We start from the raw sequence: 26,943 nt of genomic DNA on the forward strand, positions 1-26,943 counted from the left end.
ATGACCGGTTTCTCCTACCAGCGGCGAGGCAAGCAGATCGCCGCGACGTTCACCGGCTTCGAGGCCGACCTGCTGCGCTCGCTCGCGGCCCAGCTGATCGAGCTGCTGCACGACGAGTCGGCGCTCCCGCAGCAGGCGATCGACCCGCTCGAGGCGCTGCTGGACTTCTCCGGCCCGACCACCGCGCCCGACGACCCCGTGCTGGCCCGGCTCTTCCCGACCGCGTACCAGCACGACGAGGAGGCCGCGGGGGAGTTCCGCCGCTTCACCGAGGGCACGCTGCGCGAGGGCAAGACCGCCGGTGCCACGGCGATCGTGGAGGCCCTCGAGGAGGCGGGGCTGCCGCCCGAGCTCGAGGAGGACGGGCTGATGATCGACGTCGAGCTCTCGCGCGCCGAGGCAGAGACGTGGATGCGCTCCCTCACCGATCTGCGTCTCGCCCTGGCCACGCGGCTCGGGATCGAGGAGGACGACGAGGACCGCTGGGACTCGATGGACGACGAGGACCCGCACGGGCAGGTGTACGGCATCTACCAATGGCTCGGCTACCTCCAGGAGACCCTGGTCGAGTCGCTCACCCGCGCGGCCTGACCCGCAGGCGCGACGGGCGGCCGTGCGGCCACCGTGAGGTGTCTCACTGTCCGGGACCCGGGCATGTCAAGGGCGGGGCGATCGACGGCCTAGGCTTGGCCCGTGCTGACCATCGACCAGGCGACGTACGACGCCATCGTCGCCCACGCGAAGCGTGACCACCCCGACGAGGCGTGCGGCATCGTCGCCGGCCCCGAGGGCAGCGATCGCCCGGCGCGGTTCGTCGAGATGGTCAACGCCGCCGGAAGCCCGACGTTCTACGAGTTCGACTCCACCGACCTCTTCCAGCTCTACAAGGAGATGGACGATCGCGACGAGGAGCCGGTGGTCGTCTACCACTCGCACACCGCCACCGAGGCCTACCCGAGTCGCACCGACATCGGCCTGGCGAGCGAGCCCAACGCGCACTACGTGCTGGTCAGCACGCGCGAGCACGGGAATAACGAGGGCCCCGTGGAGTTTCGTTCCTATCGGATCGTCGACGGCGAGGTGACCGAGGAGCCGGTCACCGTCGTCGCGAGTCTTTGATCCCACCCCGAGCCTTCAGCAACAGAACCAAGGAGTAAGACATGGCCATCGAGGTCCGCATCCCGACCATCCTGCGCACCTACACGGGCGGCGAGAAGGCCGTCCAGAGCAACAGTGCAGGCGACGGCGCCACGACTCTGTCCGCGCTCATCGACGACCTCGAGGCCAACCACACCGGCATCAAGGACCGCCTCATCGACAACGGCGACCTGCGCCGCTTCGTCAACGTCTACATCAACGACGAGGACGTCCGCTTCATCGGCGGTCTCGAGGCCGAGCTCAAGGACGGCGACAACGTGGTCATCCTCCCGGCCGTCGCGGGCGGAGCCCGCTGATCGGCTCCGCCGACGGCGACGAACAACGACAGACTCGATCTCGATGACGCGCTACGACAACCTGATCAGCTCGGTCGGCGGTACGCCGCTCGTCGGGCTGCCCAGGCTGTCGGAGATGGTCGGCGGCACCAACCCGGACGGCCCCGCCGTCCGGCTGTGGGCCAAGCTCGAGGACCGCAACCCGACCGGCTCGATCAAGGACCGTCCGGCCCTGAAGATGATCGAGCAGGCCGAGAAGGACGGCACGCTGCGTCCTGCCTGCACGATCCTGGAGCCCACCTCCGGCAACACCGGCATCTCGCTCGCGATGGCGGCCAAGCTCAAGGGCTACCGCATCGTCTGCGTGATGCCGGAGAACACCTCCGAGGAGCGGCGCCAGCTGCTGCGGATGTGGGGCGCCGAGATCGTCTCCTCGCCCGCCGCAGGCGGGTCCAACGAGGCCGTACGGGTGGCGAAGCGACTCGCCGCCGAGCACCCCGACTGGGTGATGCTCTACCAGTACGGCAACGCCGCCAACGCGCTCGCCCACGAGGAGGGCACCGGGCCTGAGCTGCTGGCCGACCTCCCGTCGATCACCCACTTCGTCGCGGGCCTGGGCACCACCGGCACTCTGATGGGCGTGTCCCGGTACTTCCGCAAGGCCAAGCCGGACACCCGGATCATCGCCGCCGAGCCGCGCTACGGTGAGCTCGTCTACGGCCTGCGCAACCTCGACGAGGGGTTCGTCCCCGAGCTCTACGACGCCTCCCTCATCGACTCGCGCTTCTCGGTCGGCCCACGCGACGCCGTCCGACGCGTGCGCGAGCTGCTGGAGTTCGAGGGCATCTTCGCCGGCATCTCCACCGGTGCGATCCTGCACGCCGCCCTCGGCCAGGCCGCCAAATGCGTCAAGACGGGGGAGTCCGCCGACATCGCGTTCGTCGTCGCCGACGGCGGCTGGAAGTACCTCTCCACCGGCGCGTACGAGGGCACGATCGACGAGGCCGAGGAAGGCCTCGAAGGCCAGCTCTGGGCCTGACGGTCGCCGAGCTTGTCGAGGCGCCTGACGGTCGCCGAGCTTGTCGAGGCGCCTGACGGTCACCGAGCTTGTCGAGGCGTCAGCTGCGTTTCTTCGCGCTGTTGTGTGACAGAGCCGGTAGATCGCCGAGCCGGCCCTCGATGAACGCCCGTTTCTTCGCGTGGCTCCAGCCCTGCAGCCTCTTCTCCAGCAGGTAGGCGTCGCGGACGGGCTCGAACTCGGCGCTCCAGATCAGGTGAACGGGTCGCCGCATCGCGGTGTAGCGCGCGCCGGCGCCGTCGCTGTGCTGACGTAGGCGCAGCTCCAGATCGGTGGTGCTGCCGACATACAACGTGCCGTCGGAGCACTCCAGCATGTAGGTGTGTGCCATGCATTCGAGCATGGGCGGTCACGGGGGCTGGCGGTACCCGGATCCGAGAATCTGTGGATACGCCTCGACAGGCTCGGCGGCCGTAAGGGGTTCGTGACGTTCGCCGAGCTTGTCGAGGTGCGGTGTGGTCGGGGGTGTGCCTCGACGGGCTCGGAGGCCGCAGGGGGTTGGCGGCCGTAAGGGGTTCGTGACGTTCGCCGAGCTTGTCGAGGTGCGGTGTGGTCGGAGGGGCGCCTCGACGGGCTCGGCGTCCGCGAGAGGCGTGGTGTGGTCGGAGGGGCGCCTCGACGGGCTCGGCGTCCGCGAGAGGCGTGGTGTCGTCGAGAGGGGCGCCTCGACGGGCTCGGCGGCCGTAAGGGGTTCGTGCGGGTCGGCGTACGGCGGCTCAGCCCGCGGCGCGCGGGATCGCGCGGAGTGCCACGTCCACCGACGCGTGCAGGGCATCGCGCCCGACGCCCGCGGCTGCGTGGACCGCGTGGCCCTCGCTGAGCGCCATCACGAACCTCGCCATGGCGATGGTGTCGGTGTCGCCCGGCAGGTCGCCGTCGACCACCGCTCGCGCGAGTCGCTCGGCCAGCGCCTGCTCACCGGCGAGCCTGCTCTGCGCCAGGAACGCTGAGACCCTCCCGTCGTCGGAGCCGGTGGCGAGTCCGCCCTGCACCGACAGGCAGCCATGGGGGCGGTCGGGGCGCGTGAGGGCGTCCACGTTGTCGTGCAGGAACTGCTCCACGACCGCATAGGCCGTCGGCTGCTCCAGCGCCGCGCGCGCATAGGACATGTCGACCTCGGCGTATCGGGCAACCGCCCGGCGGAAGAGCGACTCCTTGTCGCCGAAGGCCGCGTAGAGGCTCGGCCGGTTGATCCCCATCGCATCGGTCAGCGCTGTCAGGGAGGCGCCCTCGTAGCCCAGGCGCCAGAACACCTCGACGGCCTTGTCGAGCGCCTCGTCGGCGTCGAAGGTCCGCGGTCGCCCCCGCGGTGCTCGCTCGGTCGTCATTGCATCTCCGCCTCTCCTGACTGAACGGTACAGAAATCCGCCGCGCCGGGAATGGATCGTCGCCCATCCGACTTATGTACCGCACGATACAAAATAGTGGCGAGGGGATCCTCGCCCGGACGTGAGGAGAAGGTCATGGCACGCTTCGAGAACAAGACGGTCCTGGTAACGGGCGGAACGTCGGGCATCGGCCTGGCGGCGGCGCGTCGATTCGCCGAAGAGGGGGCTCGGGTCGTGGTGACCGGACGCCGCCAGGAGGCCCTCGACAGGGCGGTGGCCGAGATCGGCGCCGGCGCGACCGGCGTACGTGGCGACGTCGCGGATCTCGCTGACCTCGACCGGGTGGTCGATGCCGTGCAGGAGCTGGGTCACGGTCTCGATGTCGTCTTCGCGAACGCCGGCGGTGGCGAGTTCGGCGCGCTCGAGGACATCACCTGGCAGCACTACGCCGACACCTTCAACGCCAACGTCGGCGGCACCCTGTTCACCGTGCAGAAGACGCTCCCGCTGCTCAACCCGGGTGCGGCCATCGTCATCACGAGCTCCAACATCGACGTGAAGGGCGTGCCCGCATTCAGCGTGTACGCCGCATCGAAGGCCGCCCTGCGCTCCTTCACCCGGAGCTGGGCCGCCGAGCTGACCGGGCGTGGGATCCGGGTCAACAGCGTCGCGCCCGGGCCGGTCGGGACGCCCGGCCTCAGCGGCCTGGCCCCGGACGCGGCTGCGGCCGACCAGCTGTTCGAGGGACTCGCTGCCGGGGTGCCGATGGGCCGGCTGGGCACCACCGAGGAGATCGCGGACGCGGTGCTCTTCCTCGCCTCCGACGCGAGCTCCTACCTCACCGGCGCCGAGCTGTACGTCGACGGCGGCGCGAGCCAGATCTGACAGACTCCGAGCCGACACCAAGGAGACAGCCCGATGGACGAGTACGTCGCACTGATGCGCGCCAACCTGCACCAGGTCTTCGGAGAGCGCGACGCCGCGCGTCGGGCACTGGCCGCCGCGACGACCTACGCCGAAGACGTCACCTTCACCGACGAGGAGGGGGTCGTCATCGGGCGGGAGGCGATCGTCGAGCGCGCGCGGACCCTCCTCGCCCGGGTGCCCGCCGGATTCGCCTTCGCCGAGGACGGGCCCGTGTACGGCGACGGGAGCAGGGCCGCACTGACACGGCGGTTCGGCGCTCCGGGAGCCGACCCGGTCGCTCGCGGGGTCGACATCGCGACGATCGCGGACGGGCGGATCATCTCGCTGGAGACACTGCTCGTCGGCTGAGCCTCGCGACGCCCGCCCGGAGGCCGCGCAGCAGTAATGACACCGATCCTCCTCGGCTGCCGGGTCGGAGACGGCAGCTCGAGGGGGCCGGTGCCCCGGCGCGGTGCAACCTGCCGCGACCACCTACGATCGCGGTGTGCCCGGCCTGACCACCACCTCCGACCGAGACGCGCCGATCGGCATCTTCGACTCCGGGTTCGGCGGCCTCACCGTCGCGCGCTCGGTCATCGACCAGCTGCCCCACGAGTCGATCCTCTACGTCGGTGACACCGCCCGCGCCCCGTACGGTGAGAAGCCGATCGCGGAGGTGCGCGAGTACGCCCTCGAGTGCCTCGACCACCTCGTCGAGGAGGGTGTGAAGGCGCTCGTCATCGCCTGCAACTCCGCGAGCGCGGCCATGCTGCGCGACGCCCGCGAGCGCTACGACGTGCCGGTCGTCGAGGTGATCCTCCCCGCGACCCGTCGCGCCGTCGCGGCCTCCCGTACGGGCCGGATCGGCGTCATCTGCACCGAGGCGACCGCCGAGTCGATGGCCTACGACGACGCGTTCGCGGCGGCGCCGCACATCGAGCTGCACACCCAGGCCTGCCCGCGGTTCGTGCCGCTCGTCGAGGCCGGCATCACCAGCGGCCCCGACCTGCTGGACGCGGCCCACGACTACCTCGACCCGCTGACCAGCGCGGGCGTGGACACCCTCATCCTCGGCTGCACCCACTACCCGCTGCTCACCGGCGTCATCTCCTACGTGATGGGCGACAACGTCACCCTGGTCAGCAGCGCCGAGGAGTGCGGCAAGGACGTCTACCGGATGCTCGCCCAGCGCGATCTGATGCGGTCCGGCGGCGAGCCCACGTACTCCTTCCTCACCACCGGGTCGCCGGACCAGTTCGAGACGATCGGACGGCGCTTCCTGGGGCCGGAGATGGCACAGGCCAAGCAGTTCGTCGGCGGGCTCTCCTAGAGGTCATCGCGACCCGCAGCCCGCAGCGCGCTCGGGGTGGGTCGCCCGCGCGGTCGTCTAGGGTCAGGAGCAGGTCACATGTGACCTCGGTCAAGACGTACTGCCAAGCACAGTGTTAAGCCCTAGCCTTGCGACCCATGTGCGGAGGTCTCCTGTGAAGCTGACGATCGTGGGGTGCAGCGGGTCCTATCCGGGACCCGACTCGCCGGCCAGCTGCTACCTGCTCCAGGCCGACGATGCCGAGGGACGCACCTGGAACCTCCTGCTCGACCTGGGCAACGGGGCGCTCGGCGCGCTCCACCGCTACATCGATCCGCTGCAGCTGGACGCGATCCTGCTCAGTCACCTGCACGCCGATCACTGCATCGACATCACGAGCTACTACGTGCTGCGCAAGTACCACCCCAGTGGCTCGCAACCGGTGATCCCGATCCACGGCCCGAAGGGCTCGGCGCGCCGGCTGGCGCACGCCTTCGATCTGCCCCGCAAGCCGGGGATGCGCGAGGAGTTCGCGTTCCACCGCTACCGGGAGACCTTCGAGGTCGGCCCCTTCACGATCGAGCCGCGCGAGGTCGACCACCTCGGCATGCCCGCGTACGGCATGCGGATCACCGCGGACGGCGCCACCCTGGCCTACAGCGGCGACACCGGACCCACGGACGTGCTGGTCGAGCTGGCCACGGACGCGGATCTCTTCCTGTGCGAGGCCTCCTTCCGCGAGGGGGACGACAACCCGCCCAGCCTGCACCTCACCGGGCGGGAGGCGGGCGAGGCGGCGCAGCGGGCCGGCGCGAAGCGGCTGGTCATCACCCACGTGCCGCCGTGGCACGACGAGCAGGAGATCCTGGCCGAGGCGGTGCCGGCCTTCTCCGGCCACACCGAGCTCGCCCGCCCGGGGGCCACCTACGTCCTCTGACGTGGTCGCGGTGCGAGTGAGGCGAGCCTCGAGACCACCTCGTCCATGACATCTGTCGTGCGACATTCGGGGTGAACCCCGATGCGCCGGAGGCCGGGACAGGGCAGGCTGTAGCCATGATCAAGGTCGAGGGACTCACCCGCACGTACGGGGCCTACACCGCGGTCGACGACGTCACGTTCACCTGCGAGCCCGGCCGGGTCACCGGCTTCCTCGGGCCGAACGGTGCCGGCAAGTCGACCACGATGCGCATCATGGTCGGCCTGACGCCGCCCACGAAGGGCCGTGCCACCATCAAGGGCGTCGACTACCACGAGCTGCCCAACCCGGGCCGCACCGTGGGTGTCCTGCTGGACGCCTCGGCGCAGCACGGCGGTCGTACCGGGAGGGAGATCCTCACCCTCGGGGCGATGACGATGGGCCTGCCCGACAGCCGGGTCGAGGAGATGCTCCAGCTCGTCTCGCTCAGCCCCAGTGAGGCCAAGCGCCGCCTCAAGAACTACTCCCTCGGGATGAAGCAGCGCCTCGGCATCGCCCACGCCCTGCTCGGCGACCCGGAGATCCTGATCCTCGACGAGCCCGCCAACGGCCTCGACCCGGCCGGCATCCGGTGGATGCGCGGCCTGCTGAAGTCGTACGCCGACCGCGGCGGCACGGTGCTGCTCTCCAGCCACCTGCTGCACGAGGTCGAGCTGATCGCCGACGAGATGATCCTGATCGGGCGCGGCAAGATCCTCGCCCAGGGCGACCGGGCGGCGCTGCTGGCCCGCAACAACAAGGTCGAGGCGCTGGCCACGTCGCTGGACAACGACGCGCTGGCGGCGGCACTGACCGCGAAGGGCATCACCGTCGTCCCGGCCGGCGAGGGCCTGCGGGTCACCGCTGAGCCGGTCGAGGTCGGCCGCACGGCCGTCGAGCACCACATCGTCCTGACCGACCTGCGCTCCGGCGACGGCGGTCTGGAAGAGCTGTTCCTCGAACTCACCGCCGACACCCAGCGCGAAGGAGTGGTCGCATGAGCGCCGCCGCCCAGAGCACGACCGCTGTCCGCCCGACCGCACCGAGCGGCATCCCGTTCGCCCGGCTGACCAAGGTCGAGTTCCGCAAGTCGTACGACACCAAGGCCGGCTTCTGGCTGCTCTTCTCGATCGGCGCGGTCGTCATCGTCGCCGAGCTGATCACCGCGATCGTCACCGGCGTCAACGACGTCAGCGACGTCGACTTCGGCACCTTCGCCGCGGTGGCCGGCTTCGTCACCCAGCTGCTGCTGCCGCCGCTGGCGATTATGCTCGCCACCTCGGAGTGGAGCCAGCGCACCGCGATGGTCACCTTCGCGCTCGAGCCGCGCCGAGGCCGCGTCGTCCAGGCCAAGCTCGTGGTCGCGCTGATCTGGACCGCCCTCACGGTGATCTTCGCGCTCGCCATGGGCATCGTCTTCAACGCGCTCTCCGGCGCGATCGCCGGCCACTACACGTGGTCCGGCGGGTCGGGCATCTTCGCCTTCGTCCTGACCCAGACGCTGGCGATGCTGATCGGCTTCTCGTTCGGCGCCCTGCTGCTCAGCACGCCCGCGGCACTGGTCGTCTACTTCGCCTACTTGTTCGCCCTGCCGATCATCCTGGGGCTCGCGAGCCTGGTGGGTGACTGGGCGGAGTCGCTGGTCAAGTGGATCTCGCTGAACAGCGCCGAGCAGCCGCTCTACGACGACTTCTTCGGCACCAGCGCGACCGAGTGGGCCCGGTTCGTGGTCGCGGCGCTGATCTGGCTGGGGCTGCCGATGGCCTTCGGCCTGCGTCGCATCCTGCGCGCCGAGGTCAAGTAGCGCTCCACCGAGCACGACGACGCGTCTGGGATCGTCTCTTCGACGTCTCGGCACACGACATCTCGACGGGGCCGGCTGGTAGCCGGCCCCGTCGGTCTTCCAGCGTGACCGGATACCTCCGCTGCGCGGCGTTGGGTGACAGCACCACCTTCGGCATCGGTATCCGTCCCGACCGTTTCTCGCCCTGGCCGCCCGGGCCGCCCGGAGCGAAAGATAGGCTCGCCCGCATGACGAGCACCCGCGCCGACGGCCGCGCCAACGACCAGCTTCGCGACATCACCATCACCCGCAACTGGCTCGACCACGCCGCCGGCTCGGTGCTGATCGAGTTCGGCCGGACCAAGGTGCTGTGCGCCGCCTCCGCCTCCGAGGGCGTGCCGCGCTGGCGCAAGGGCTCCGGCCTGGGCTGGGTCACGGCCGAGTACTCCATGCTCCCGGCCTCCACGAACACCCGCTCGGACCGCGAGTCGGTCAAGGGACGCATCGGCGGACGCACGCACGAGATCTCGCGCCTGATCGGCCGCTCGCTGCGCGCCGTCATCGACTACGAGAAGCTCGGCGAGAACACCATCCAGATCGACTGCGACGTGCTCCAGGCCGACGGCGGCACCCGGACCGCCTCGATCACCGGCGCCTACATCGCCCTCGCGGACGCCTGTGCCAAGCTCGGCGTCCCGCAGGCGCTGTCCGGCTCGGTCGCCGCCATCTCGGTCGGCATCATCGACGGCGAGGCCCGTCTCGATCTCCCGTACGAGGAGGACGTCCGCGCCGAGACCGACATGAACATCGTGATGACCGGCGAGGGCAAGTTCGTCGAGGTCCAGGGCACCGCCGAGGGCGTCGCCTTCGACCGGATCGAGCTGGACGCCCTGCTCGCCCTGGGGGAGAAGGGCTGCGCGGACCTCACCCGGCTCCAGCGAGAGTCGCTGGGCCGATGACGCTCGGCCAGGCGCAGGACGACGGCCCCCGGATCTTCGTCGCCTCCCGCAACGCCAAGAAGATCGCCGAGATGGAGCGGATCCTCGCTCCGCTCATCCCGGGCGTACGGGTGCTCGGCCTCGACGACGTCGACTTCTACGAGGAGCCGGTCGAGGACGCGTCGACCTTCGAGGGCAACGCCCTGCTGAAGGCCCGCGCGGGATTCGCCGCCACCGGGCTTCCGTCGGTCTCCGACGACTCCGGCCTCTGCGTCGACGCGCTCAACGGGATGCCGGGCATCCTCTCGGCCCGCTGGGGCGGTCAGCCGAAGAGCGACCAGCGCAACAACGAGCTCCTCCTCGACCAGCTCCACGACGTCCCGGACGAGCGCCGTGGCGCGCACTTCGCCTGCGCGATCGCGTTCGTCCACCCCGGCACCGACGGGAGCGAGCAGAGCCTGGTCGTCGAGGGCCGGATGGACGGCCACGTCATCCGCGAGATCCGCGGTGCGGGCGGCTTCGGGTACGACGTCCTCTTCGTCGCCACCGACACGCCCGACGGCCGCACCTCCGCCGAGCTGACGGTGGCCGAGAAGGACGCGATCTCGCACCGGGGCAAGGCAATGCGCGAGATCGGGCCGCTGATCGCGGCGCGGCTCGCCTGAGAGGACGTACGGAGATCGCGCAGTTCTTGGTCGAAACGCGGTCGATCGGCAAGAAATAGTCAGGATTTACTTTCGTGGGTCGGCAGCCCGGCCGAAAAGGATCGAGAGTCACGCGTCATTCACCGTCGTGACCTCCATTCCACCAGGAGAGTTCTGAAGATGTTCCACAACACCTGGCGCCGCGCTGCGGGTGCCGTCGCCGTCTCGACCGCCCTCCTCGCCGCGGGCGTCGGCACCGCCGCCGCGTTCGCTGACGACTCCGCCTCGGACCCGACGACCGTCGCGTGTGGCACCACCCCGACGGGCGAGCCGACCGAGGCCACGCCGAGCGAGGACCCGACGGGCGCGCCGAGCGAGGACCCGACGGGCGCGCCGAGCGAGGACCCTACGGGCGCGCCGAGCGAGGACCCTACGGGCGCGCCGACCGAGGCCACGCCGAGCGAGGACCCGACGGGCGCGCCGACCGAGGCCACGCCGAGCGAGGACCCGACGGGCGAGCCGACCGAGGCGGCACCGCTCGCGACGACCGCGGGGGACGACTGCGCCACCGGCACGGACAAGGGTGACGACACCTCGGGGACCGACAAGGGTGACGACACCAAGACGCCCGTCGTCGCCACGCCGACCCCGGCTCAGAAGAAGGTCGCCCAGGCCACCAAGCACGTCGCCGTGGCCCAGAAGCAGGTCAAGGAGCTCAAGGGCGAGCTGCGGGCCGCGAAGAAGGCCGGCAAGACGGTGAAGGTCGCCAAGCTGAAGAAGCAGGTCGCCGCCGCGAACAAGTCGCTCGCCAAGGCTCAGAAGAGCCTCAAGAGCGCCAAGGCCAACCTCAAGAAGGCCAACAGCACCAAGAAGTGATCAACCTGCGATGACCGACGAAGACCCTCGCTCGGGCGGGGGTCTTCGTCGCATCCGTGCGCGCGAGCGCCCGCGCTCCGGATAGTCGGTGGTGCCAATCGGGCCGAGCCACCAGAATCCGCGCATGACGCTCTATCGCCATGCGGCCGCCGCCATCGCCGGGTACGACACCGACCCGAAGGTCTGGGACCTTCCGATCGCGGACCAGCGGGCGGGCGCCCGGGCGCAGGCGGCTCGAGAGGAGCGTGAGGACGTCGCGGAGGTCCGCGAGATCGACGCCGACGGCGTGGCGTGCCGGCTGTACCGGCCCGCCGAGGCGGTCCGGCCGGGACGCAGCGGGCTGATCGTCCACTTCCACGGCGGTGGCTTCGTCTTCCACGACATCGACGTCCACGACGAGGCCTGCCGGCGCTTCGCGAACCGCAGCGGACTAGCCGTGCTGAGCGTCGACTACCGCCGTCCGCCGGAGCACCGCTTCCCGGCCGCTGTCGACGACGCCGACGCCGTGGTCGGCTGGCTCGCGCGCCAGGAGCGCGACCCCGAGCACCGCACGTACGTCCACGGCGACAGCGCCGGTGGCAACCTCGCACTGGTGGCCGCGCTGCGTCATCCGGGCGTCTTCGACGGTGTCGCGCTGATCTACCCGTTCCTCGACCCGAGCCAGGGGTTCGACTCCTACGACACCGCCGCCGAGGGGTTCGACCGTGCCGAGGCGGGCTGGTACTGGGAGCAGTACGCGGCCGCTCCAGGCGACCTGGCGAACCCGGACCTGGCGCCGTTGCTCAGCAGCGACGAGCGCCTGGCCACGCTGCCGCCCACCCTCATCGTCACCGCCGAGCACGACCCGCTGCGCGACGAGGGCGAGCACCTCGCGGCCCGACTGGACGGGCTCGGCGTCGACGTCACCGGCAGTCGTGCCCTCGGCCAGGTGCACGGCTTCTGGCGGAACGCCGCGATGCCGGCCTCCGACCGGGTGATGCGCCAGGCCAGCGGCTTCTTCGCCAGCTGCCCGTAACCGGTGCGAAGTGGCGGACGCCGGCCCCTCGTTCCTGCCACTCACCACCAGTTGTCGAGCCGAAGGCGCTCGAGGAAGAGCCGCCGCCCCGAGGGAACCCGTAGAGATCCGGCGAGCAGCGCGAGCCACGGCGTGGCCGACGGCGGCACGGGACGCCCGAGCGCCTCAGCGGCGGGGCGCAGGGTCTCGTACGGATGATCGATCACGGTCTTGGCCGTGTAGCCACGTCGGACACAGCCGGCGTCGCCGATCCGCCGCTCGCGCTCCAGGTCACGCCGACGCTCGGTGGCGTCGCGATGCTGAGCGCCGTCGTACTCCTGGAGCAGACGGGTGCCACGCACCCAGAGGTCAGCCCGGGCGGCGAAGCGTCCTGCGTCGTCGAAGATCTCGTCTGCGGCACGACGTCGATCCCACAGGCGACGTGCATCAGCCGCAGCATGGTCTCCCACGGAGACTCGGCGCGGGCATCGGTCAGCGCCAGCGCCGCGCGCATCAGCCGCACCCCACGGCGCCGCTCGGAGGCGGCCGACCGAAGGTCCGCGATGGTGGTGAGCCCGCGGTGGAGCGCCCCATCGGTCGCGACGACCAGGTCGAGGAGCCCCAGCGTGGTCGCCGCCGAGCGAAGGGCAGGCCCCGGGCTGCACGATGACGCCGTCGACCTCGACGCCGCTCGGTGCGACCGGATGGCGCGCGACCCGCAGCCGAGCTCGCGTCGGCTTCACCTCGCCCCGGACCTCGCCCATCGCCATGAAGTGCGGCAGTGCTGGCGGGAGGTCGGGCAGCCAGACGTCGTGGACGCGGAGGGCCGTGAGGCTGGACCAGACTCCGCTCGCTGGCCGGAGATGACTATGGGCGGCCAGCTCGGCGAGGAGCCGGTCTCGTCCGGTGAGGCCCGCCGGGACCTGGATGCCGTATCCGAGCTGCTCCCACCGGGCGCCCCGCCGACGCGCCGGGCGCGCGGTGGAGGTCGGGTCGGAGGCCATGGTCGCGTCCTACCCGCGTGGCGAGCTCCGAACCGCGGGCCGAGGTCCTGTGGAAAACGACCCCGACAACTGGTGGTGAGTGGCAGCCCGGCGCCGATCCTCGCCGCCACTCGACACCGGTTGCGTCAGCAGGTGGGCGTGATGGTCCTCGCCGACGGCGCGGCCGCCGCGATCCGGCCCCGGTCCTTGCGGCTCAGGGTGAAGTAGCGGACCCAGTCGGCGGTCAGCTTGGTGTGCTTCATCGACGCGCCCGGCTTGCCGAGCAGCTCGAGCTGGGGCACCAGCGGCACGCCGGGCACGGCGCCCGGGTTGTTGAGCACCGCCGTGACCTTCGCGTCGAGGAACCACACGATCCGCTTCGGAGTGATCTCGACGGCCAGGGTGTGCCAGTTGTCGCGGTTGCGCGACAGGCTGCGGGTCGTGGTCCAGTCGGTCGTGCCCCTGCGGACGCCGATGGTCGTGCTGCTGCCGTATCCGGTCCATGTGCCGAGGTTGACGCTGCGGTCGACGCCGGTCCCGGCGCACGGGGCGTACGTCGAGGAGACCGGGACCAGGTCGAGTCCCATCGTGTAGTCGGTGGTGCCGCCGGCGAAGATCGGGCCGCGGACACGGGCCTCCCAGCGACCGTACGTGTGGCCACTGTTCTGCAGCGTCGCCATCACGGTGCCGGTGCTGATCGCCCGGCCGTTGCCCCACTGGCCCGAGTCGAGGGACATCATCGCCGTGTAGATCGACGCGCGGCCGGTGCCGTCGGCGTAGATCTGCCACGGGTCGGTGGACTGACCGGTCTCCCACTCCCACGCCTCGGCCATCGGACCCCACTTGAACGTGTTGGCCGCGTTGACCTGGCCGGGCTGCGCCTTCTTCCGCGCCGCGGCGACCTGGCCCTGCCACAGCGCGGCCGGCGCGGCCGTACGGGCGGAGCCTGCTCCGACGCTCAGCGTGACCGGGAACGACGGGTACCAGCCGGCGCCGTTCCAGCTCTCCGCGCGGACCCGGTAGGCGTACGACCCGGCGCTCGAGGTGTCGAGCGTGAACGTCGCCTGGCCGCGGCCGTTCTCCGGCACGCTCACGCCGATCGTCTGCCAGGTGGTCGGGCTGGTCCTCCGCTGGAGGGCCAGGGGCCGGCCCGGCCGGACCGGCGTGCCGCTCGCGGTCAGGGTGGCGGAGGCGCCGACGCCGACGCTGTCGGCGGAGAGGGTCACCGCGACGTCGGGCTCCTGCGTCTTCACGACCTTGATGGGCGTGCTGATCGCCGGAAGGACCTTGTGGTGGATCCGCACCTTGCGCGCGACCACGCGGTAGGGGTCGCTCGGCATGCCGTTCTTCGGGATCCGGAACGTGAAGTGGCCCCTCGCGTCGGTACGTCCGCGGGCGATGTCGGAGTACTTCCCGTACATCCCACGCTGGACCGCCACGGGCCGCCGGACCTTGGTCGGCAGCGTGCCGGTCAGCGTCAGCGTCTCGCCGGGGGCGGCCTGCGCGGGGGAGACGCTCAGCGTGCCCTTCGGGGCCGCCTGGGCGGATGCCGGGATCATCAGGATCGAGCCGGCGACGAGCGCGAGAACGGGCGCCCAACGGGCGCGATGTAGGGAGGTGTGGAGGCTCATGGGGACTCCAAACGAGTGATGGGAGGGAGCAGTTGCCTCACAGGGTATCCGTGGGCTCGGGTGGCGCGCGTCTGAGAGGATGAGGCTCATGCGCGTTCACCTCGGCTGCGACCACGCCGGACTCGACCTCAAGGCCCATCTCACCAGCAGGCTCACCGAGCTCGGGTACGACGTCGTCGACCACGGACCGTTCGTCTACGACGCGCTGGACGACTACCCGGTCTTCTGCATCCGTGCCGCCGAGGCGGTCGCCCGCGAGCGCTCCGAGGGGCTCGACAGCCTCGGCGTCGTGATCGGCGGCTCCGGGAACGGCGAGCAGATGGCCGCCAACAAGGTGAAGGGCATCCGCTCGGCGCTGGTCTGGTCCGACGAGACCGCGAAGCTCGCCCGCGACCACAACGACTCCCAGGTCATCGCCGTCGGCGGCCGGATGCACAGCCTCGAGGACATGACCCGCTTCGTCGAGCTCTTCCTGGCCGAGCCGTTCAGCCAGGACGAGCGGCACGTGCGCCGGATCGGCCAGATGGCCGCGTACGAGTCGACCGGCCGGCGTCCCGCGCTGCCGGACTCAGCGGTGGGCCTCGGCCCGGCCGAAGACCAAGACTGAGCCCAGGACTCCTCCTGCATGCCTGAGGGACACACCCTCCACCGGCTCGCCGCCGACCTGACCGCAGCGTTCGGCGGGGAGCGTGTGCGTGTCGGCAGCCCGCAGGGCCGGTTCGCGGAGTCGGCCGCTCAGATCGACGGCCAGGTGCTGGAGCGCGCCGAGGCGTGGGGCAAACAGCTCTTCATCGGGTTCCCCGGTGAGCGGTACGTCCACATCCACCTCGGCCTGTACGGCAAGTTCCTCATCGCCCGCGGCGAGGCACCGGCCCCGGTCGGGCAGGTCCGGCTGCGGATCGTGGGCGCCGACGCGTACGCCGATCTGCGCGGCGCGACCCGGTGCGATCTCATCACCGAGGCGCAGCGCGATGCCGCCATCGCGTCGCTCGGCCCGGATCCGCTCCGCGCCGACAGCGACCCCGCGCGCGCCTGGGCCCGGATCAGCCGAAGCAAGGTCGCGATCGGAGCGCTGCTGATGGACCAGGGCGTCCTCGCCGGCGTCGGCAACGTCTATCGCGCCGAGCTCCTCTTCCGCCACCGGATCGACCCGATGCGCCCGGGCAACACGCTCCAGCGCAAGCAGTGGGACGCGATGTGGGCCGACCTGGTGGAGCTGATGGGCCAGGGCGTGGTCGACAACCGGATCGACACCGTCCGCCCCGAGCACACCCCGGAGGCGATGGGCCGCCCGCCGCGCAAGGACGACCACGGCGGCGAGGTCTACGTCTACCGACGGACCGGCCAGCCCTGCCACGAGTGCGGCACGGTGGTGCGCACCGCCGAGCTGCAGGGTCGCAACCTGTTCTGGTGCCCGGGCTGCCAGCGGCCCTACCGGCCGCGAACCGCCCGTTCCGGCCCTGACAGAGCACGCACAGCCCCCTTACAGTCGGGCCTACAGTGAAGCGACGAACCCCGACGCGGAGGCGAGGCTCGATGAGTGCGTTGGCGGCGATGACGCCTGCCGCGGTCCGACGGACGCTGGCGGAGCTGCGCGCTCAGCAGCGTCGATCGGGTGCCGAGGGAAGTGCGCTGCTGTGGCTGATGCTGCTCGGTCTGGTGCTGGCCGTCCTCATCGTCCTACAGCCCGACCGGGTCCCGCTCAACTCGCTGCTGGTGCCCCTGCTGGTGGGCAGTCTGGTCCTCGGTCCGCGGGTGCTGCCGTGGTTCGTGGTGCTCCTGATGGCGATGCTCGTCGTCGCGGTGCTGCTGAGACACGGCGAGATCACGACGCTCACCCAGGCCTCGATCGCGATCGAGTTCCTGCTGGGCCTGCTGGTGCTGCTGATGTCGTTCCGGCGCTCCCGGCTCGGTGTCGCCGGCTTCATGGGCGAGTCGATGCTCGTCGACCTGCGCGACCGGATCCTCAACCAGGGCGGCATCCCGGTGATGCCGGAGGGCTGGCACGTCGAGTCCTCCCTGGCCTCGGCCGGCGGCACGCTCTTCGCCGGCGACTTCGTCGTCGCCAGTCGCCCGACGCCCGATCGGCTCGACGTCGTCGTCGTCGACGTCTCGGGCAAGGGCGAGCAGGCGGGCACCCGCGCGCTGCTTCTCTCGGGCGCGTTCGGCGGGATGCTCAGCGCGCTGCCGCCGGACGGCTTCCTGCCCGCCGCCAACGCCTACCTCCTGCGCCAGGGCTGGGAGGAGGGCTTCGCCACCGCCGTCCAGCTCACCCTGCACTTCTCCACCGGCGAGTTCGAGGTCCGGACGGCGGGTCACCCGCCCGCCGTGCGCCGTACGGCCGGCGACGGTCGCTGGAAGGTGCTGGCCAGCGAGGGCCCGCTGCTGGGCCTGATCGACGACGCCGAGTTCATCGCCGCCACCGGCACGCTGCGCCACGGTGACGCGGTCCTGCTCTACACCGACGGCATGGTCGAGGAGCCGCGGCGCGACATCGACCTCGGCATCGACCGGCTGCTGGGGGAGGCCGAGCAGCTGCTGCGCGGCGACTTCCACGGTGCGGCCCGCCGACTCGTCGACGCGCTCGGCTCGAAGGACGACGACCGGGCGATGGTCGTGGTCACCCGCTCCGCGGGCACGACCCTCTGAATCCCGCTCGCCGATCACGGTGGCGAGCGGACCGGGTTGGGTCGCCGTGCCGCCGGTGTGGCACCATGTGCGGGTTGCTCGCAGGCGGCCAGCCGCCCGCGGAACAGCACGCGGATGTAGCTCAATGGTAGAGCCTCAGTCTTCCAAACTGATTACGCGGGTTCGATTCCCGTCATCCGCTCGAAGCCGGCTCAATGGGGGTCGATTCGCGGGGCGTAGCGTAGTGGCTAGCGCGCCTGCTTTGGGAGCAGGAGACCGCAGGTTCGAGTCCTGTCGCCCCGACTGCTTCACCACCAGATCTACAAGAGGAGAAAGCCTGTGAAGAGCGCCGTCGAGACCTTGAGCCCGACCCGGGCCAAGCTGACCGTCGAGGTGCCCTTCGAGGAGCTCAAGCCGAGCCTCGACAAGGCATACAAGCAGATCGCCCAGCAGGTGAACGTGCCCGGCTTCCGCCGCGGCAAGGTTCCGCCGGCAGTGATCGACCGCCAGGTCGGCCGCGGCGCCGTCCTCGACCAGGCCCTCAACGAGGTCCTGCCGCAGAAGTACAGCGAGGCGCTGCAGGAGAACAACCTGACCCCGCTGGCCCAGCCGGAGCTCGAGGTCACCAAGTTCGACGACAACGGCCCGCTGGAGTTCGTGGCCGAGGTCGACGTCAAGCCCGAGATCGTCGTCCCGGACTACGCCGGCATCGCCGCCGAGGTCGAGGACATCGAGATCAGCGACGAGGACGTCGAGGAGCAGGTCCAGGCGCTGCGTGAGCGCTTCGGCACCCTCAAGGACGTCGAGCGCGCCGCCGCCGAGAACGACTTCGTCGTGATCGACCTCAAGGCCACCCAGGACGGCGAGGACGTCGAGGGTGCCGAGGTCAGCGGCATGAGCTACCAGGTCGGCCGTGGCGGCATGCTCGACGGTCTCGACGAGGCCGTCACCGGCCTGTCCGCCGGCGACGAGAAGGCCTTTACCAGCCAGCTCGTCGGTGGTGACCTGGTCGGCGCGGACGTCGACGTGGTCGTCAAGGTCACCCAGGTCCAGGAGCAGGAGCTGCCCGAGGTCGACGACGACTTCGCCCAGCTCGCCAGCGAGTTCGACACCGTCGCCGAGCTGAAGGCCGACGTCCAGGAGCGTCTCGGTCGCGGCAAGCGTCTCGAGCAGGCCGCCGCCGCCCGCGATGCCGTCCTCGAGGCCCTGCTCGAGAAGGTCGAGATCCCGCTGCCCGAGGGCCTGGTGACCGACGAGCTCAACACCCGTCGCGAGCAGTTCGAGCAGCAGCTCGTCTTCGCCGGCCTCACCCTGGAGAAGTACCTCGAGGACGAGGGCCAGACCCAGGACGAGTTCGAGGCCGACCTCGAGCGCCGCGTCCGTGACTCGATCGCCGCGCAGATGCTCCTCGACGAGATCGCCGCCAAGAACGAGTACGGCGTGGACCAGAACGAGCTGACCCAGCACGTCATCCGTCGCGCTCAGCAGCAGGGCCAGGACCCGCAGCAGGCCTTCGCCCACCTGCAGGAGCACCCGCACCACATCAGCGAGTACGCCGCCGAGATCGTCCGCGGCAAGGCGCTCGCCGAGATCGTCGAGGCCGCCAAGGTCACCGACAAGTCGGGCAACGAGGTCGTCCTCAAGGGCCTCCTCCCCGACGGCAGCTTCGCCCCCGAGGGCGACGAGGCCGCTGAGCCGGCCGAGGCCGGCGACGAGACCGAGGCCTGAGCCACGGTCTAGCGCATCGCAGGCGCCCCGCACCCGGATCCCGGGTGCGGGGCGCTTCTGTGTCCGGCCCGGGCTCGGGACCCGCGGTCGTCGCCGGCGTCCCGGGAGGGGGAACGCCGGTTACCCGTGCGTAACGTTGGAACCCCGGCGTCCTCTAGGGTTGCCCGGGTGAGCCCGACCGCGCCGCGTCGCACCCGCGTCGGCGGTCTGCTGCGCCGCACCTGGCGTGCGGGCGCGCTGGCCCGGCGTCCGCTCACCCGCGCGATCGTGCCGATCGCGGCGCCCATCGCCCGGCCTCTCGCAGCCCTGGCCGCTCCGGTGGCGCGGACGCCGCTCGCCCTCGCCGGCGCCACCCTCGCCCGGTCCGTCGCCGAGGTCGACCGTCCGATGGTCGCGCTCCGGCACGGCGACCGCGACGTCGGGCCGGCCGAGCTCGTCGTACTGCTCGACCGGGATGCCGCGCCCACGGGGCGCCTGCTGGTCCTGGTCCCATCGCCCGGAGGCGATGAGCACCTCTGGGCGGAGGGACGCGCGACGACCGGAGCGACGTACGCCGAACGGCTCCAGGCCCTGCTCGGCTGGACGCCGATCTACGTCCGCCTCGAGCCCGGCCCGCCGACGGAGGCCGGGCTCGAGCTGGCCTCGCTCCTGCAGCGCGTCACCCGGGCATGGCCCGTCCCGGTGGAGCGGATCGTCCTGCTCGCCGCGGGTGGTGGGGGACTGGCGGTACGGGCCGCCACCGCGATGCGCCTCCCGGACGTCGAGCCCTGGACGGCGCGGGTCACCGAGGTGATCGGTCTCGGAGTACCGCGTTACGCCACCGAGCAGAGCCTGCTGTCCAGTCGGATCGGACGACGCCTCGACGAGCAGCTCGCCGGCATCGTGCAGACGGATGCCGCCTTCATCGGGCTGGAGCCGGCCGTCACGGCCGACCACCTGATGGTGGGGGAGCGGATGGCCGGTCCCAACCCGTTCGGCAGCGCCTTCGGTCGGCTCCTCTGGGGGCGACACCGCCGCGGTGGGCGGCGCCCGCGCGAGGTCGTCGACCTGTTCCCGGACGCCGAGACCTTCGACCTCCCGGCCGGCGACCCGCTGACCAACCGGGGCGACATCCACGACGCGCTGCTGCGTTGGCTCGGCTGACGGCGCAGGCGTCCACGCCCGCGCCGTCGAAATCTGCTGTCGGCGAACAGGGCACGCCATCCCGTGGTTCTGTCTGCTCCGGCGGCTAGTGTCGCCACTGTGAACCTGAACTCCAGCGCACCCCAGGGGTACGACGCGCCGACCATGAACGGTGGCGCCGGGCTCAACTTCCTCGACGACAACATCTACAGCCGGCTGCTCAAGGAGCGGATCGTGTTCCTCGGCTCCGAGGTCCGCGACCAGAACGCCAACGCGATCTGCGCCCAGCTGCTGCTGCTCTCGGCCGAGGACCCCGAGGCCGACATCTTCCTGCACATCAACAGCCCCGGCGGCTCGGTCGATGCCGGCATGGCGATCTACGACACCATGAACTACATCCCCAACGACGTGGCCACGGTCGGCATGGGCCTGGCCGCCTCGATGGGCCAGTTCCTGCTCTGCGCCGGTGCGGCGGGCAAGCGCTACGCGCTGCCGCACGCGCGCATCATGATGCACCAGCCCTCCTCGGGCATGGGTGGCTCCGCTTCGGACATCAAGATCCAGGCCCAGCAGTCGCTGCACATCAAGAAGGTGCTGCTCGACCTGATCTCCAAGCACACGGGTCAGCCCGTCGAGCAGGTCATCACGGATGCCGACCGCGACCGCTGGTTCACCGCTGACGAGGCCCTCGCGTACGGCCTGGTCGACAAGGTGATCACCAGCGCCAAGGAAGCCGCCAGTGAAGGACGGCCCGCTCATTCGAACAACGGGCAGAAGGACTGACGCATGAACTACTACATCCCGCAGTGGGAGGAGCGCACGTCGTACGGCTTCCGCCGGATCGACCCCTACGCGAAGCTCTTCGAGGAGCGGATCATCTACCTGGGCACCCCGATCAGCGACGACGTCGCCAACGCGGTGATCGCCCAGCTGCTGTGCCTGCAGTCGATGAACCCCGACCAGGACATCAGCATCTACATCAACAGCCCGGGTGGCTCGTTCACGGCGCTGACCGCGATCTACGACACCATCCAGTTCATCAAGCCCGACGTGCAGACCGTCTGCATGGGTCAGGCCGCCTCGGCGGCCGCGATCCTGCTCGCGGCCGGCACCCGGGGCAAGCGGATGGCGCTGCCCAACAGCCGCATCCTGATCCACCAGCCCTACACCGAGGGCACGTTCGGCCAGACCTCCGACATCGAGATCCAGGCCAACGAGATCCTGCGGATGCGGGAGCTGCTGGAGAAGATGATCGCTGAGCACAGCGGCAAGTCGATCGAGGAGGTCAGTCGCGACATCGAGCGCGACAAGATCCTCACCGCGCAGCAGGCCGTCGAGTACGGCATCGTGGACCAGGTCCTGGGCTCGCTCAAGACCCCTGCGGCCGCGCTCGCCTGAGCCGATAGGCACAGCACGATCAGACACGACCTCGCGCCGTACCGACGGTGGCTCCGGCGCCGGCGGCACGGCGCGAGGTACGGTCAGCAGAACCGCCAGCAGCGCCCGGTGCCGTTCCTTGGCACCATCTCGAACCAGCAACACATGCAATCGCGGAGGATGATCGCCCATGGCACGCATCGGTGACGGTGGTGACCTGCTCAAGTGCTCCTTCTGTGGGAAGAGCCAGAAGCAGGTGAAGAAGCTGATCGCCGGGCCGGGCGTCTACATCTGCGATGAGTGCATCGACCTGTGCAACGAGATCATCGAGGAGGAGCTCGCCGAGGGCGCCGAGGTCAGCATCGAGGAGCTGCCCAAGCCGCGCGAGATCTTCGAGTTCCTCAACTCCTACGTGATCGGCCAGGAGCAGGCCAAGAAGGCGCTCGCGGTCGCCGTCTACAACCACTACAAGCGGGTCCAGGCCGGCGTCCAGAGCGGTGCGGCCGGTCCCGGCAAGCACAAGGACGAGCAGGTCGAGGTCGCCAAGTCCAACATCCTGGTGATCGGCCCGACCGGCTGTGGCAAGACGTACCTCGCCCAGACCCTCGCGCGGATGCTCAACGTCCCGTTCGCGATCGCGGACGCGACAGCGCTGACCGAGGCCGGCTACGTCGGCGAGGATGTCGAGAACATCCTGCTCAAGCTGATCCAGGCCGCCGACTACGACGTCAAGAAGGCCGAGACCGGCATTATCTACATCGACGAGATCGACAAGGTGGCCCGCAAGGCCGAGAACCCGTCGATCACGCGTGACGTCTCCGGTGAGGGCGTGCAGCAGGCCCTGCTGAAGATCATCGAGGGCACCACCGCCTCGGTGCCGCCCCAGGGCGGGCGCAAGCACCCGCACCAGGAGTTCATCCAGATCGACACCACGAACATCCTGTTCGTGGTCGGCGGGGCCTTCGCCGGTCTGGAGCACATCATCGAGCAGCGGGTGGGCAAGAAGACCCTCGGCTTCACCGCCGAGGTGCACAGCAAGGCCGAGAAGGACGCCGAGGACCTGCTCAAGCTGGTCCGCCCCGAGGACCTCACCAAGTTCGGCCTGATCCCCGAGTTCATCGGTCGTCTGCCCCTCATCGCCAGCGTCGCCAAGCTCGACCAGGCCGCGCTCGTGCAGATCCTCACCGAGCCCCGCAACGCGCTGATCAAGCAGTACCAGAAGCTCTTCGACCTCGACGGCGTCGAGCTCGAGTTCACCGAGGACGCCATCCAGGCGATCGCGGACAAGGCCCTGGAGCGCCAGACCGGCGCCCGCGGCCTGCGTGCGATCATCGAGGAGATCCTGCTCCACGCCATGTACGAAGTGCCCTCGCGCGGCGATGTCGCCAAGGTGATCGTCACCGCCGAGGTGGCCCTGGGCGAGGCTGCTCCGACCCTCATCCCGGTCGGCGAGGCGAAGAAGAAGAAGTCCGCCTGAGGCGAGAGCTGGCCACTCGTCCTGAAATGACCCGAGCGACGTAGTCCGTTCGGGTCATTTGCCTTGGGACGGTTCGCCACCGGTCGATGGGATAGGCAAGACTAGTGTCCTGTCCACCAGGTCCGGGCTGGGAAGGGGCGAGCGTGAGCTCGAATCACAAGGCACCGCTGACGGCATTCGTCGTCGTGGCGATCGCCTGTGTCGTCGTCCTGGCGACCAACAGCATGCGCAGCTACGCGAAGGACGCGTGGCGCAGCTTCGCTGCGCCCGTCGTCGCGGGGCTCCAGCTGATGGAGATCCAGAACGGTGAGACGCTCCAGCCCTCCCCGCCGGCCACGTCGGCCACCCCGGCCGCTCCGGCGAAGACGTCCGCGGCGACCGACGTCGCCGACGCGACAGGGCTGCGCCCGGCACACCACGCCACCGCCCAGGCCAAGCCCACCAAGCACGCGCACCACGACGCCGTGCCGGCGGTGCACACCAAGGCGAAGCACGCGAAGTCCAAGCACGCCGATCACGCGGTGAACGCCGTGGTCAAGACGCCGGCCAGCTCCCCGAGCACGGGCTCCTCGACCGGCAGCTCGTCGAGCCACGGCTCCTCGAGTCACGGATGGGGCAGTTCGTCGAGCAACAGCGGCGACCACAACGGCTGGTGGGGTCACAGCTCCTCGGGCTCGAGCAACTCGTACGGCAACGACGACAGCGACCGGCACTACAGCTGGAGCGGCTCGTCCGACGACGCCCAGGGCAGCTCGTCGTCGAAGACGCGGAGCTACACCAACAGCTACTCGTTCTCCTCGAGCACCAGCGACGACGATGACAGCGACAACGACGGCGCCGGCTACGACGACAATGACAACGACGACTACAGCGGCCACTCGTACGGCCACTCGTATGGGCACTCGTACGGCGGCCACTGGTACGGCCACGGCGACCACTGACGTCGCGCGGGTCGCCCGACCTGCTGCAGCACCACCGACCAACGCGAACGGCGGTCCACCCCGAAGGGTGGACCGCCGTTGGCGTTCAGTCGCGGCGGATCACTCCGCGGCCGGGGCCTCCGGCTCCGGCGCCAGCTCGGCGGTGACCCGCAGCTCGGTGGCCTCGGCGTCCACGGTGAAGACCAGGTCGCCCACGATCGTGCCGGAGCGGCGCAGGTCGCCCTGGGCGAGCTCGGCCGCGCGGACGAGGGCCTCGGGGCCGGTGACCTCGGTGCGGTCGAGCGGCGCGCGCATCTTGACCTTGGCGTTCGACTTCACACCACGGATGCCCGAGAGCGCGACCGCGGCAGCGCTCAGGACGGCATCGTCGGCCGCCGCGGCGGAGCCGAGCTCGAGCTCGGTCGGCCACGAGGCACGGTGGATGGATCCCTCCTGCCACCAGGACCAGACCTCCTCGGTGACGTACGGGAGGAACGGCGCGAGGAGGCGCAGCTGGGTGTGCAGCGTGATCGCCAGGGCGGCCTTCGCGGACAGGGTGCCCGGGTCGGCCGGGTCGCCGTACGCGCGCTCCTTGACCAGCTCCACGTAGTCGTCGCAGAAGTCCCAGAAGAACTTCTCCGCGGTCTCCAGCGCGGTGGTGTAGTCGTAGGACTCGAACGCCTCGGTCGACTTGGTCACGACCCCGGCGAGACGCCCGAGCAGGGCGCAGTCGACGGGCTCGGAGACCGCGAACGTGTCCAGCGCTGTCGCACCGAGGTTGCCCAGGACGAGCTTGGCGGCGTTGAGCACCTTCATCGCCAGGCGGCGGCCGACCTTCATCTGGGTCTCGTCGAACGGCGAGTCCATGCCCGGCCGGGAGAGCGCGGCGCGCCAGCGGACGGCGTCGGCGCCGAACTTGTCCAGGATCTCGGTCGGGACGACCACGTTGCCCTTCGACTTCGACATCTTCTTGCGGTCGGGGTCGAGGATCCAGCCCGACAGCATCGCGTGCGACCACGGCACGGCGCCGTTCTCGAAGTGGGCGCGTACGACCCGCGAGAAGAGCCAGGTCCGGATGATGTCGTGGCCCTGGGTGCACAGGTCCATCGGGAAGACCCTGTTGAAAAGATCATCGGGGTCGTCGCCTGCATCATCCAGGCCCCACTTGCCCGCGATGTGGGGCGTGAGCGAGGAGGTCGCCCAGGTGTCCATCACATCGGGGTCGCCGATGAAGCCACCGGGCACGCCGCGCTGGTCCTCGCTGTAGCCCTCGGGCGCCACCGTGGACGGGTCGAGCGGCAGCTGCGCCTCGTCGGCGACGATGGGGTGCGCGTAGTCCGGGTTGCCCTCGGCGTCGAGCGCGTACCAGACCGGGAAGGGGATGCCGAAGTAGCGCTGCCGGCTGATCAGCCAGTCGCCGTTGAGGCCGCCGACCCAGTTGTCGTAGCGGTGCTTCATGTGCTCGGGCAGCCACGTGATCGAGGCGCCGTCCTCGAGCAGGGAGGTGCGCAGATCGGTGTCGCGGCCGCCGTTGGTGATGTACCACTGGCGGGTGGCGACGATCTCGAGCGGCTTGTCGCCCTTCTCGTAGAAGTTCGCCATCCGCTGCGTCGGCTTCGGCTCGCCGTCCAGGTCGCCGGTCTCGCGCAGCTTGGCGACGATCGCCTCGCGCGCCGAGTGGGTGGTCTTGCCGGCCAGCTCGCCGTAGAAGTCGGCTCCGGAGGTCGAGCCCGTCGAGACCAGCCACTCCGGCGTCTCGCCGGTGAAGCGGCCGTCGCGCCCGATGACCGTACGGACCGGGAGGTTGAGCTCGCGCCACCACTGCACGTCGGTGAGGTCGCCGAAGGTGCAGCACATCGCGATGCCCGCGCCCTTGTCGGGCTCGGCGGCCGGGTGCGCCACGACCGGGATCTCGACGCCGAAGATCGGCGACGTCACGGTGGTGCCGAAGAGGGGCTGGTAGCGCTCGTCGTCGGGGTGCGCGATCAGGGCGACCACCGACGGGATCAGCTCGGGACGGGTCGTCTCGATAAAGATCGGAGACCGGTCGGCGGCGTTGTTGGTGGGGTGGAACGCGACCCGATGATAGGCGCCCGGGTATTCACGCGCCTCCAGCTCGGCCTGGGCGACGGCGGTCTGGAACGTCACGTCCCACAGCGTCGGCGCCTCCTGGAGGTAGGCCTCGCCGCGGCTCAGGTTGCGCAGGAAGGCGCGCTGGCTGACGGCGGTCGCGTCCTTGCCGATGGTGGTGTACTGCAGCGACCAGTCGTACGACATGCCGAGCGTGCGCCACAGCGACTCGAAGACCTTCTCGTCCTCCACGACCAGCTGGGCGCAGAGCTCGATGAAGTTCGGCCGCGAGATCGGGATCTGCTTCTTCGGGTCCGGCTTCTCCGGCGGGGTGAAGTCGGCGTCGTACGGCAGCGACGGGTCGCAGCGCACGCCGAAGTAGTTCTGCACCCGGCGCTCGGTCGGCAGGCCGTTGTCGTCCCAGCCGATCGGGTAGAAGACCGACTTGCCGCGCATCCGCTGGAAGCGGGCGACCAGGTCGGCGTGGGTGTAGCTGAAGACGTGGCCGACGTGCAGCGAACCCGAGACGGTGGGCGGCGGCGTGTCGATCGAGTAGACGTTCTCGCGCGGCTGGGTGCGGTCGAAGGCGTACGTGTCGTCGGCCTTCCACTGCTCCGACCACTTCTCCTCGAGGCCCTCGAGCGCCGGCTTCTCCGGTACCGATACGACGTCGCTGGCGGCTTCGCTCACGTCGGGGCTCGGGTTGGTGGTGGACTCACTCATGGGCAAATCCTAGAGTCGCGCGCTGACCTGCGCGAAATGG

Annotated in this window: 28 protein-coding genes and 2 tRNA genes; 25 read left to right on the top strand and 5 right to left on the bottom strand. The window is 70.3% G+C overall.

Going from position 1 to position 26,943, the window contains the following annotated elements; translation table 11 throughout:
• The 4 genes from ACZ5L9_RS11615 (at position 1) to ACZ5L9_RS11630 (ending at position 2,472) form a co-directional block, all read left to right on the top strand.
• Complete coding sequence (locus ACZ5L9_RS11615) at positions 1-591, top strand: DUF2017 domain-containing protein (protein ID WP_464527804.1); 591 nt, start codon at positions 1-3, stop codon at positions 589-591.
• A 102-nt stretch (positions 592-693) separates the two neighbouring features.
• Positions 694-1,119 (top strand): M67 family metallopeptidase, encoded by a 426-nt coding sequence (locus tag ACZ5L9_RS11620; protein ID WP_464527806.1) that lies wholly within the window; start codon positions 694-696, stop codon positions 1,117-1,119.
• Positions 1,120-1,160: 41 nt separating this feature from the next.
• Positions 1,161-1,454, top strand: coding sequence for a MoaD/ThiS family protein (locus ACZ5L9_RS11625; protein ID WP_464527808.1), 294 nt, complete (start codon positions 1,161-1,163; stop codon positions 1,452-1,454).
• A gap of 43 nt (positions 1,455-1,497) precedes the next feature.
• On the top strand, positions 1,498-2,472 hold the full coding sequence (locus tag ACZ5L9_RS11630) for a PLP-dependent cysteine synthase family protein (RefSeq protein WP_464527810.1): 975 nt from the start codon (positions 1,498-1,500) through the stop codon (positions 2,470-2,472).
• Positions 2,473-2,551: 79 nt separating this feature from the next.
• Here the strand turns inward: ACZ5L9_RS11630 and ACZ5L9_RS11635 are convergent, their stop codons facing one another.
• Both ACZ5L9_RS11635 and ACZ5L9_RS11640 read right to left on the bottom strand, forming a co-directional pair.
• Positions 2,552-2,842, bottom strand: a complete 291-nt coding sequence (locus ACZ5L9_RS11635; protein ID WP_464527812.1) for a GIY-YIG nuclease family protein — start codon at positions 2,840-2,842, stop codon at positions 2,552-2,554.
• Positions 2,843-3,227: 385 nt separating this feature from the next.
• Entirely contained in the window at positions 3,228-3,839 is a 612-nt protein-coding gene (locus tag ACZ5L9_RS11640) for a TetR/AcrR family transcriptional regulator (RefSeq protein WP_464527814.1), read from the bottom strand.
• Positions 3,840-3,974: 135 nt separating this feature from the next.
• Between ACZ5L9_RS11640 and ACZ5L9_RS11645 the strand changes: the two genes are divergently transcribed.
• The 10 genes from ACZ5L9_RS11645 (at position 3,975) to ACZ5L9_RS11690 (ending at position 12,265) form a co-directional block, all read left to right on the top strand.
• Positions 3,975-4,724 (top strand): SDR family oxidoreductase, encoded by a 750-nt coding sequence (locus ACZ5L9_RS11645; RefSeq protein WP_464527816.1) that lies wholly within the window; start codon positions 3,975-3,977, stop codon positions 4,722-4,724.
• Between the two features lie 33 nt (positions 4,725-4,757).
• Entirely contained in the window at positions 4,758-5,114 is a 357-nt protein-coding gene (locus tag ACZ5L9_RS11650; RefSeq protein ID WP_464527817.1) for a nuclear transport factor 2 family protein, read from the top strand.
• A gap of 136 nt (positions 5,115-5,250) precedes the next feature.
• Positions 5,251-6,075, top strand: coding sequence for a glutamate racemase (gene murI / locus ACZ5L9_RS11655; RefSeq protein ID WP_464527819.1), 825 nt, complete (start codon positions 5,251-5,253; stop codon positions 6,073-6,075).
• 154 nt (positions 6,076-6,229) lie between these two features.
• On the top strand, positions 6,230-6,991 hold the full coding sequence (locus tag ACZ5L9_RS11660; protein WP_464527821.1) for an MBL fold metallo-hydrolase: 762 nt from the start codon (positions 6,230-6,232) through the stop codon (positions 6,989-6,991).
• A gap of 116 nt (positions 6,992-7,107) precedes the next feature.
• The gene (locus tag ACZ5L9_RS11665; RefSeq protein WP_464527822.1) at positions 7,108-8,010 is read left to right on the top strand and encodes an ABC transporter ATP-binding protein; all 903 of its coding nucleotides are present in this window, start codon (positions 7,108-7,110) and stop codon (positions 8,008-8,010) included.
• Entirely contained in the window at positions 8,007-8,813 is an 807-nt protein-coding gene (locus ACZ5L9_RS11670; RefSeq protein ID WP_464527823.1) for an ABC transporter permease, read from the top strand. Before ACZ5L9_RS11665 ends, ACZ5L9_RS11670 begins: the two co-directional genes overlap by 4 nt.
• Positions 8,814-9,040: 227 nt before the next feature.
• Complete coding sequence (gene rph / locus ACZ5L9_RS11675; protein ID WP_464527824.1) at positions 9,041-9,751, top strand: ribonuclease PH; 711 nt, start codon at positions 9,041-9,043, stop codon at positions 9,749-9,751.
• Positions 9,748-10,395, top strand: coding sequence for an RdgB/HAM1 family non-canonical purine NTP pyrophosphatase (gene rdgB / locus ACZ5L9_RS11680; protein ID WP_464527826.1), 648 nt, complete (start codon positions 9,748-9,750; stop codon positions 10,393-10,395). The genes rph and rdgB overlap by 4 nt, the downstream gene beginning before the upstream one ends.
• A 159-nt stretch (positions 10,396-10,554) precedes the next feature.
• A complete protein-coding gene (locus tag ACZ5L9_RS11685; protein ID WP_464527828.1) occupies positions 10,555-11,250 on the top strand; it encodes a hypothetical protein in 696 nt (231 codons plus the stop codon).
• A gap of 124 nt (positions 11,251-11,374) precedes the next feature.
• The gene (locus ACZ5L9_RS11690; RefSeq protein ID WP_464527830.1) at positions 11,375-12,265 is read left to right on the top strand and encodes an alpha/beta hydrolase; all 891 of its coding nucleotides are present in this window, start codon (positions 11,375-11,377) and stop codon (positions 12,263-12,265) included.
• A 41-nt stretch (positions 12,266-12,306) separates the two neighbouring features.
• Here the strand turns inward: ACZ5L9_RS11690 and ACZ5L9_RS11695 are convergent, their stop codons facing one another.
• Complete coding sequence (locus ACZ5L9_RS11695; protein WP_464527832.1) at positions 12,307-12,606, bottom strand: hypothetical protein; 300 nt, start codon at positions 12,604-12,606, stop codon at positions 12,307-12,309.
• A 767-nt stretch (positions 12,607-13,373) separates the two neighbouring features.
• Positions 13,374-14,858, bottom strand: coding sequence for a LamG domain-containing protein (locus tag ACZ5L9_RS11700; RefSeq protein WP_464527834.1), 1,485 nt, complete (start codon positions 14,856-14,858; stop codon positions 13,374-13,376).
• 88 nt (positions 14,859-14,946) lie between these two features.
• Here ACZ5L9_RS11700 and ACZ5L9_RS11705 point away from each other — a divergent pair, with 88 nt between their 5' ends.
• The 11 genes from ACZ5L9_RS11705 to ACZ5L9_RS11755 all read left to right on the top strand — a co-directional run bounded on the left by ACZ5L9_RS11705 (position 14,947) and on the right by ACZ5L9_RS11755 (position 24,131).
• Positions 14,947-15,465 carry a ribose-5-phosphate isomerase gene (locus ACZ5L9_RS11705; RefSeq protein ID WP_464527836.1) on the top strand — a complete coding sequence of 173 codons (519 nt, stop codon included), beginning with the start codon at positions 14,947-14,949 and terminating at the stop codon, positions 15,463-15,465.
• An 18-nt stretch (positions 15,466-15,483) separates the two neighbouring features.
• Positions 15,484-16,362, top strand: coding sequence for an Fpg/Nei family DNA glycosylase (locus tag ACZ5L9_RS11710; protein WP_464527838.1), 879 nt, complete (start codon positions 15,484-15,486; stop codon positions 16,360-16,362).
• 32 nt (positions 16,363-16,394) lie between these two features.
• The gene (locus tag ACZ5L9_RS11715; protein ID WP_464527840.1) at positions 16,395-17,507 is read left to right on the top strand and encodes a PP2C family protein-serine/threonine phosphatase; all 1,113 of its coding nucleotides are present in this window, start codon (positions 16,395-16,397) and stop codon (positions 17,505-17,507) included.
• A 110-nt stretch (positions 17,508-17,617) separates the two neighbouring features.
• Positions 17,618-17,688, top strand: a tRNA-Gly gene (locus ACZ5L9_RS11720).
• A gap of 28 nt (positions 17,689-17,716) precedes the next feature.
• Positions 17,717-17,789 (top strand) — tRNA-Pro (locus tag ACZ5L9_RS11725).
• Positions 17,790-17,825: 36 nt separating this feature from the next.
• Positions 17,826-19,214 carry a trigger factor gene (tig, locus tag ACZ5L9_RS11730; protein ID WP_464527842.1) on the top strand — a complete coding sequence of 463 codons (1,389 nt, stop codon included), beginning with the start codon at positions 17,826-17,828 and terminating at the stop codon, positions 19,212-19,214.
• A 168-nt stretch (positions 19,215-19,382) separates the two neighbouring features.
• A complete protein-coding gene (locus ACZ5L9_RS11735) occupies positions 19,383-20,357 on the top strand; it encodes a hypothetical protein (RefSeq protein ID WP_464527844.1) in 975 nt (324 codons plus the stop codon).
• Positions 20,358-20,456: 99 nt separating this feature from the next.
• Entirely contained in the window at positions 20,457-21,119 is a 663-nt protein-coding gene (locus ACZ5L9_RS11740; protein ID WP_464527845.1) for an ATP-dependent Clp protease proteolytic subunit, read from the top strand.
• A 3-nt stretch (positions 21,120-21,122) separates the two neighbouring features.
• Positions 21,123-21,734: an ATP-dependent Clp protease proteolytic subunit gene (locus ACZ5L9_RS11745; protein WP_464527847.1), complete on the top strand. Its 612-nt coding sequence runs from the start codon at positions 21,123-21,125 to the stop codon at positions 21,732-21,734.
• Positions 21,735-21,903: 169 nt separating this feature from the next.
• Positions 21,904-23,190, top strand: a complete 1,287-nt coding sequence (gene clpX / locus ACZ5L9_RS11750) for an ATP-dependent Clp protease ATP-binding subunit ClpX (RefSeq protein ID WP_464527849.1) — start codon at positions 21,904-21,906, stop codon at positions 23,188-23,190.
• Positions 23,191-23,333: 143 nt separating this feature from the next.
• On the top strand, positions 23,334-24,131 hold the full coding sequence (locus tag ACZ5L9_RS11755) for a hypothetical protein (RefSeq protein ID WP_464527851.1): 798 nt from the start codon (positions 23,334-23,336) through the stop codon (positions 24,129-24,131).
• A gap of 99 nt (positions 24,132-24,230) precedes the next feature.
• Here the strand turns inward: ACZ5L9_RS11755 and valS are convergent, their stop codons facing one another.
• Positions 24,231-26,903 (bottom strand): valine--tRNA ligase, encoded by a 2,673-nt coding sequence (gene valS / locus ACZ5L9_RS11760; protein WP_464527853.1) that lies wholly within the window; start codon positions 26,901-26,903, stop codon positions 24,231-24,233.
• Between the last annotated feature and the right edge of the window lie 40 nt (positions 26,904-26,943).

Source organism: Nocardioides sp. JCM 18998 (assembly GCF_055391535.1).